The 5,562-nt window shown below is 65.1% G+C and carries 5 protein-coding genes and 1 pseudogene; all 6 read left to right on the forward strand.

The window, feature by feature from the left end; genetic code table 11:
* On the forward strand, nucleotides 1-496 hold a 496-nt coding region (locus ACLP9N_RS20040), incomplete at its 5' end, for an amidase family protein (RefSeq protein ID WP_442409054.1).
* A 31-nt stretch (nucleotides 497-527) separates the two neighbouring features.
* Entirely contained in the window at nucleotides 528-1,454 is a 927-nt protein-coding gene (locus ACLP9N_RS20045; RefSeq protein WP_442409055.1) for a short-chain dehydrogenase/reductase, read from the forward strand.
* Nucleotides 1,451-2,452, forward strand: a complete 1,002-nt coding sequence (locus ACLP9N_RS20050; protein ID WP_442409056.1) for an NADP-dependent oxidoreductase — start codon at nucleotides 1,451-1,453, stop codon at nucleotides 2,450-2,452. Before ACLP9N_RS20045 ends, ACLP9N_RS20050 begins: the two co-directional genes overlap by 4 nt.
* A 51-nt stretch (nucleotides 2,453-2,503) precedes the next feature.
* The gene (locus ACLP9N_RS20055; protein ID WP_442409057.1) at nucleotides 2,504-3,481 is read left to right on the forward strand and encodes an enoyl-CoA hydratase/isomerase family protein; all 978 of its coding nucleotides are present in this window, start codon (nucleotides 2,504-2,506) and stop codon (nucleotides 3,479-3,481) included.
* On the forward strand, nucleotides 3,481-4,428 hold the full coding sequence (locus tag ACLP9N_RS20060) for an alpha/beta hydrolase (protein WP_442409058.1): 948 nt from the start codon (nucleotides 3,481-3,483) through the stop codon (nucleotides 4,426-4,428). Before ACLP9N_RS20055 ends, ACLP9N_RS20060 begins: the two co-directional genes overlap by 1 nt.
* A pseudogene (locus ACLP9N_RS20065) lies at nucleotides 4,425-4,801 on the forward strand (oxidoreductase); the annotation flags it as partial. The gene ACLP9N_RS20060 and the pseudogene ACLP9N_RS20065, both read left to right, overlap by 4 nt.
* Between the last annotated feature and the right edge of the window lie 761 nt (nucleotides 4,802-5,562).

The raw sequence follows: 5,562 nt of genomic DNA on the forward strand, positions 1-5,562 counted from the left end.
CAGCCCACGCTCCGGCAGCGCCCTTGCCCTGCGCTCGCTCAGGCATCCCCGTGGTGATGCCGGAGCCGCACTGCGGGGCACGATCCAAAGCCATCGCGCGTGGTTGCTCCGCGACGCGGCGCGTCGAGAGATCGCGGCGCGCTGGGTCGGATTCTTCAAAGAGTTCGACGTGCTGCTCCTGCCCGTCACCCCCACCGCCGCGCCCGCCCATCACAACAAAGACCATGACCGTTTTGGCCGCACCATCGTCGTCGACGGTGTCGCCCGCTCCTACTGGGACCAGACCAAGTGGAGCGCGCTGGCCAACATCGCCGGTGCGCCGGCCACGACGATGCCCGTCGCCACCACGGCGGCGGGCCTACCCATCGGCATCCAGGCGATGGGGCCGCCCGGGGGAGACCGCACCACCGTGGAGTTCGCCGCCCTGCTCACCGAGGTTCTTGGCGGCTACCGCATCCCGCCGCTACACCGCTCGTCCGTCACCAGCACTGCCTGAATACGTCGGCAAAAAAAGGAGGGGTCATCTCATGCGTCGCAACTTGTCGGGTAGCAAGCTGGTCATCACCGGAGCCGCGCGTGGCATCGGAGAGAAGGTGGCACGCCTTGCCGCCGCCCGAGGAGCTCGTGTGGCTCTCATCGGACTTGAGCCCGATCGGTTACGTACTCTCGCCGACGACCTGGGTCCGACGGCGTCCTGGCGGGAGGCCGATGTGCGCGACAGCGCCGCCTTGCGGTCGGCGATTGATGATTGCGCAATCACCATGGGCGGCATCGACATAATCGTCGCCAACGCCGGGATTGCCGCGTACGGGACGGTGCGGCAGGCCGACGAAGCGTCTTTCGAGCGAGTGCTGGACATCAACCTGAACGGCGTTTTCCGCACGCTCAAATACGCGACACCTCACCTGGAGCGCAGCCGAGGCCACGCGATGGTGGTGGCGTCGGCGATATCCTTCACGCCGATTGCCGGGCTGGCCTCCTACGCCGCAAGCAAGGCAGGCGTTGAGATGCTCGCCCTGGCCTACCGCCAAGAGGTGGCGCACCTCGGTATCACCGTCGGCCTCGTCCATCCCTCGTGGATCGACACCGACCTCGTCCGAGGCGCCGAGGCGGACCTGCCCTCATTCCGGGAACTGCGCGAGAGGCTGCCGTATCCGGGCAATGTCACCACGAGTGTCGACCGAGCCGGCGCAGCGATTGTCCGCGGGCTCGTGCACCGGCGCAGTCGCGTATACGTTCCGCGCGCTGTTGTCGTCGCCAACTGGGCCAAGGCCGCCCTGAACTCACCGGCCGCTTGGCCGTGGATGAGGCGCTTCGCGGCCGAGGTGACACCGGCGCTCGAACGCGAGGTAGCGGCATTGGGAAGACATGACCAACTCGTACCGGGCGCCGAAAACCGCTTGGCCTCAGAATCTTCGACTAACGCAGTAGCGATTGAAAGTAGACCGACATGAAGGCATTCGTCGTCACGCAGTACGGCAAGGACGGCATCCGGGCCGCCGACGTACCCGTTCCGAAGGTCGGCAAGGGTGACGTCCTGGTCCGGGTGAGTGCGGCGAGCATCAACCCGTTGGACAAGATGGTCCGCAACGGCGAGTTCAAGCAACTCCTGAAGTACAAGACGCCCTTCGTGATCGGCCACGACGTCGCCGGAGTGGTGACCCAGGTTGGTGCGGACGTCCGCAATTTCAAGGTCGGCGACGAGGTCTACGCCCGCCCCCGCGACCTGCGCATCGGCACCTTCGCCGAGTACATCGCGATCGACGAGAACGACGTCGCACTCAAGCCGGTCGCGCTTACTCTGCACGAGGCCGCCGCCGTGCCTTTGGTCGCTCTGGCCGCCTGGCAGATTCTGGTCGAGAAGGCTCAGGTCAAGCCCGGGCACAAGGTCCTCGTCCACGCCGGCGCCGGTGGGCTGGGGTCCACCGTGATTCAGCTCGCCAAGCACCTCGGAGCCCACGTGGCGACGACCGCCAGCGGTGCCACCGAGGACCTCGTCCGCGATCTCGGAGCCGACGTCGTCGTCGACTACACCAAGCAGGACTTCTCCAAGATCCTCTCCGGCTACGACCTCGTGCTGGACTCGCTCGGCGGCGAGAACCTCATGAAATCGCTCACTGTGCTCAAGCCCGGCGGCTTAGCGATCGGCGTTGCGGGCCCGCCCGACGCCGGATTCGTCAAACAGGTCGGCGCCCCCAAGCCATTCGCGCTCGTGATGTCGTTCCTGAGCCGCAAGGTCCGCAGGCTCGCCAGGAAGCTCGGTGTGCGCTACTCGTTCTTCTTCATGCGCGCCAGCGGCGCACAGCTCGAAGAGCTCGGGGCCCTTTACGACGCGGGCCATCTCCGCCCGCTCATCGACTCAACCTTCTCCTTCGACCAGACGCTCGAAGCACTCGCCTACGCCGAGCGCGGCAAAGCTAAGGCCGGGAAGGTCGTCATCACCCTCGACTGAACTTCGTCGCCAACCGGCAGGGCATCACACCAACCAATGAAAGCAATAGCCATGACACACCAAGACAACAGCCACCTCGAGATCGAGGACCGCGGAGCCACCTTGATCGTGCGGGTCGACGGCGGCCCTCACAGCTTGTTCGGCGTCGACACCGCCAACGAGCTCGACGAGTTGGTGGGCCGCGTCGACCGTGATCCAAACGTCCACGCAGTCGTCTTCACCGGCGCGCGTCCCGGCCGGTTCGTCAGTCATGCCGACGTGCGGTGGCTCCAGGCAGAGGGTGCCGCGGTCCCGGACTTGAACCGACGCGGCGCATCTGCCGTTCTGCGCCTGGCCCGAGCCGTAGACCGCGCTCGCGTCCCCGAGCCCGTTCTGCGCAGGACCCCGCTTCGGGGAGCCGCCCAGCTCGATCGCCTGCACGCGACGTTCTTGCGCATGAACGCCAGCGGCGTGATCTTCGTTGCCGCCCTGAACGGTTCGGCGCTGGGTCTGGGCGCGGAATTCGCCTGGGCCTGCGATCTGCGCGTCATGGCCGATGGTGAGTTCTTCATCGGCCAGCCAGAAGTCCTCCTCGGGATCATGCCGGGCGGTGGCGGCAGCCAGCGACTGACCCGGCTCATCGGCACCCACAAATCACTGCTTGCGATCCTCGACGGCAAGCCGTTCACGCCCGCGCAGGCACTGGCCAATGGGGCGGTCGACGACGTCGTGGCGCCCAACGACGTCGTCACGCGGGCGGCCGAACTTGCCGACTACTTCGGAAAGCGGACCAAGGGGTCAGTCGAAGCCATCAAGAGGTCGGTGTACTTCGGCGGCTCGATGTCGTTGCCGGAAGGCCTTCACGTCGAGCGCACCGAGTTTCTACAGACCGATCAGTCCGAGGAGGGTCAGGAACTGATGCTTCAGTACCTCTCTGATACCGACTCCACCGGCGAGCTACCTCTCTACCGCCCGGACAGGTACGCACAAGCGCTCGAATCGGGCCGAGTGTCGGCGGCCGGCTCGACCAACGGTGCGGTGAGCCGGTAATGAGCACTGTGCAGCCGTATACCCGTCACGACGTCTCGTTCACTTCCGGCGAGGACACCTGTGCCGCATGGCTTTACCTGCCCGCCGGAGTCGCCTCACCGCCCGTGGTCATCCTCGGGCACGGCCTCGGCGCGACACGTGAGATGCGCCTGGACGCCTTCGCCGAGCGGTTCGCGCAGGCCGGTATCGCCGCGTTGGCCTTCACCTATCGCCACTTCGGTGACAGCGGGGGCCAGCCTCGTCAGCTGCTGTCGATCAAGCGACAGCTTGCCGACTGGGATGCCGCCATCGCTTGGGTGAAGGATCGTAGCGACGTCGACGGCACACGGATTGCCGTCTGGGGAAGCTCCTTCGGCGGCGGGCACTCCATCACCGTCGCCTCACGCCATCCGGAGCTGAAAGCGGCGGTCGCCCAGTGCCCGTTCACCGACGGCCTAGCCTCAGCGCTCGCGCTGGGCCCAAGTGAATCTCTGAAAGTTTTGCCGTCAGTCGCACGGGATGTCGCCTCGATGGTCTTTCGCAGGCCGCCCGCGATGATCCCGCTCGCAGGTCCCCCGGGTTCGCTTGCCCTGATGCACGCTCCAGACGCCCTTCCCGGCTACGAGGCGCTGCTACCACCCGACACGACCTTCCGGAACGAGGTAGCGGCGCGGGTCGCGCCGACCATCGCCACCTATCGGCCCGGACGTGCGGCAAAGAAAATCAGATTCCCAATCCTGTTCTGCATCAGCGACACCGACAGCGTCACGCCACCGGCCCAAACCCTGCGATACGCGCGCACCGCACCCCGGGGCGAGATCAAACGCTACGACGCCGGCCATTTCGACTTCTACCTCGGCGAGTCCTTCGAGGCACTGGTGCGGGGCCAGGTCGAGTTCCTGACGCGGCAATTGTCGCGGGACAAGGGTCCGCTGCGGGCGGCCCACACGAAAGGAAAAGCCGTATGACTTCCCTGCGCGACCCGCTGACGCTGCCCTGTGGCCAGGTGTTGCCGAATCGGATCATGAAAGCTGCGTTGAGCGAGAGTGGCTCGGCGACAAGCAAAACTCTCCCGACGAGCGAATCGACCGGCTATACACGAGCTGGAGCCAAGGTGGCTACGGTCTGATCGTCACCGGCAATCTGATGGTCGATCGCACGCAACTCGGCGAGCCGGGCAACGTCGTCATCGAAGACGAGCGAAACCTGGACGCACTGTCACGCTGGGCCAAGTCCACCAAAGACGCCGGCGTTCCGATTTGGGTGCAGCTCAATCATCCAGGGCGCCAGTCGAACCCGCTCGCGCTCGGTCACACCCCCCTGGCCCCAGCCCGGTGGCCCTCAGCTGCGCATCGGACCGCTAGTAGGGCGAGAACGGCGTCGCAATTCTGCGGCCGGCCGAAACGCCGACGTAGTATTCGCCGCGACGCTTTATGCGCAACTTCGCGCCGACGTGTACGCCCGCGTAATCGCCCCCAGGGCCTACGCGGCCGACTCGCAGGGTCTTGCCAAGGCTTCCTCGCACATATCGGGGACGGCGACGGTTTGTCTTGCGTCTGATCCGTTTGACTTGGGTGCTACCGGTCGACGCGAACCGGCCCCGCCGGTCGCGCTTGTAGGTGCGTCGCTTGGCCATCAGGCGCTCGCAACACGAATGCAGGCCAGGAGGCGGTCAACCGGACTCTGTTCCTCGGCACAAGTCGTACTCATCCCAGCACCTCACATCGATGATTTTCCTTCTATTCGATTCTATCGTCGAGATGCGCCAAAGTTGTTGAATTACAGCCGATGTCGCTGATTAATATTGCTTGCGGCCCACATCGCACGCCGCGCGTAATTGGGCGCTCTAAGCGAGCGCAATCGCGCGCTGTCAGTCGAGGGACTGGCTGGGCACATTTTGGGCACACTCAGTGTCCACAGAGGTCAATTCTGGTGAATCACAACGCATGTCATTTCGCAGCTCAGTGCCGGTTTGGCTCCACAGAGAACACACTGGTCAGAGCCACAAGCTCTGGCCAGTTTTCTTTCTCATCAACATCTGACGCCCAGATCCTGGATTATCTTGTGCCACAGCGCTTACGGCGGTGTGCGACGTGGTGTGG

Origin of the sequence: Mycobacterium sp., assembly GCF_052144515.1 — a bacterium.
GTDB lineage: Bacteria > Actinomycetota > Actinomycetes > Mycobacteriales > Mycobacteriaceae > Mycobacterium.

Bases quoted from the DNA above. Each gene is read 5' to 3' on its own strand.
- ACLP9N_RS20045 (WP_442409055.1), top strand. From the start codon at position 528: ATGCGTCGCAACTTGTCGGGTAGCAAGCTGGTCATCACCGGAGCCGCG.
- ACLP9N_RS20050 (WP_442409056.1), top strand. From the start codon at position 1,451: ATGAAGGCATTCGTCGTCACGCAGTACGGCAAGGACGGCATCCGGGCC.
- ACLP9N_RS20055 (WP_442409057.1), top strand. From the start codon at position 2,504: ATGACACACCAAGACAACAGCCACCTCGAGATCGAGGACCGCGGAGCC.
- ACLP9N_RS20060 (WP_442409058.1), top strand. From the start codon at position 3,481: ATGAGCACTGTGCAGCCGTATACCCGTCACGACGTCTCGTTCACTTCC.